General features: G+C 49.9%; 1 tRNA gene and 2 rRNA genes. All 3 read right to left on the bottom strand.

Going from position 1 to position 1,846, the window contains the following annotated elements:
• Nucleotides 1-90 (bottom strand): 23S ribosomal RNA (locus tag MHN02_RS21575); the annotation flags it as partial.
• 484 nt (nucleotides 91-574) lie between these two features.
• Nucleotides 575-651: transfer RNA gene (locus MHN02_RS21570), tRNA-Ile, on the bottom strand.
• Between the two features lie 188 nt (nucleotides 652-839).
• A 16S ribosomal RNA gene (locus tag MHN02_RS21565) occupies nucleotides 840-1,846 on the bottom strand; the annotation flags it as partial.

The following is a 1,846-nucleotide window of genomic DNA, read 5'->3' as shown; positions in this document are numbered from 1 at the left end:
GTCGGCTCACCACAGCTTTTCGCAGACTTACACGTCCTTCATCGCCTCTAACTGCCAAGGCATCCACCGTATACGCTTCGTCACTTAACCATACAACCCTAAAAAGCCTTGAGTATTGGCCTCATGTCCGACTTTTGAATTCGGACAAGGGTAATGTTGTATGCATGACAAGCTAATCGGAAGAATTGCCTTGCTATCAATCAATGTTGATAACAAGCAATTCAAGTCAAGTAGAGTAAAAAGTACGTCTTTCGACTTCTCAGTTACTCAATTTTGATTGATTACTATTAATATCAGCTTTCCAAATTGTTAAAGAACTATCATGCAAAATCATGACGCTTTTTGTCATGACTTTTGCGCAAGGAGGACCTACATTACTCTTTAAAGTATCGTAAAAGCTAATATTCATTAGGATTTCGGGTCCAACGTGACACAAAAATCAGTTTCCACCTTAGCCTTTGACTACCGCTAACTTTAGCGAGTAGAAAAACCGTCAGGATGCTGGGTCGGTCACCCGATTCCCTTCCGGTTAAGCGGCTTTTTCACGACCACTTGCGAAGCAAGTGCAGGTGAATGGTAGGCTTGGGCAGACTTGAACTGCCGACCTCACCCTTATCAGGGGTGCGCTCTAACCAGCTGAGCTACAAGCCTATTTTTCAAGCCGGTCGGCGTTGTGACCTCACCGCTCTTATTCGAGGGCAGGGCTGCAACCATCCGAGCTACAAGCCTTCAGTACTTCGCTTATGTAAGCTCAGTGTCAAGTAGATGGTGGAGCTAAGCAGGATCGAACTGCTGACCTCCTGAATGCAAATCAGGCGCTCTCCCAGTCGACGTAATGGTAAGGAGGTGATCCAACCCCAGGTTCCCCTAGGGTTACCTTGTTACGACTTCACCCCAGTCATGAAACACAAAGTGGTAATCGTCCTCCCGAAGGTTAGACTAACTACTTCTTTTGCATCCCACTCCCATGGTGTGACGGGCGGTGTGTACAAGGCCCGGGAACGTATTCACCGCAGTATTCTGACCTGCGATTACTAGCGATTCCGACTTCATGGAGTCGAGTTGCAGACTCCAATCCGGACTACGACATTCTTTAAGGGGTCCGCTCCACATCACTGTCTCGCTTCCCTCTGTAAATGCCATTGTAGCACGTGTGTAGCCCTACACGTAAGGGCCATGATGACTTGACGTCGTCCCCACCTTCCTCCGGTTTGTCACCGGCAGTCTCCTTAGAGTGCCCAACTTAAGGCTGGCAACTAAGGACAAGGGTTGCGCTCGTTGCGGGACTTAACCCAACATCTCACGACACGAGCTGACGACAGCGCATGTCAAGTGTAGGTAAGGTTCTTCGCGTTGCATCGAATTAAACCACATGCTCCACCGCTTGTGCGGGCCCCCGTCAATTCATTTGAGTTTTAACCTTGCGGCCGTACTCCCCAGGCGGTCTACTTAGCGCGTTAGCTTCGCTACGCACGCCTTAAAGGCACACACAGCTAGTAGACAGCGTTTACGGTGTGGACTACCAGGGTATCTAATCCTGTTCGCTACCCACACTTTCGCACATGAGCGTCAGTCTTTGGCCAGGGAGTCGCCTTCGCCACTGATGTTCCTCCAGATATCTACGCATTTCACCGCTACACCTGGAATTCCACTCCCCTCTCCAAGACTCTAGTCTGCCAGTTCTAAATGACCATCCCAGGTTGAGCCCGGGGCTTTCACATCTAGCTTAACAAACCGCCTGCGTGCGCTTTACGCCCAGTAATTCCGATTAACGCTCGCACCCTCCGTATTACCGCGGCTGCTGGCACGGAGTTAGCCGGTGCTTCTTCTGTTGTTAACGTCACGG

Origin of the sequence: Alteromonas sp. CNT1-28, from assembly GCF_022348345.1 — a bacterium.
Classification (GTDB): domain Bacteria; phylum Pseudomonadota; class Gammaproteobacteria; order Enterobacterales; family Alteromonadaceae; genus Alteromonas; species Alteromonas macleodii.
Note: the sequence above shows the minus strand (reverse complement) of the source record. Positions and strands in the feature narration are given on the sequence as shown.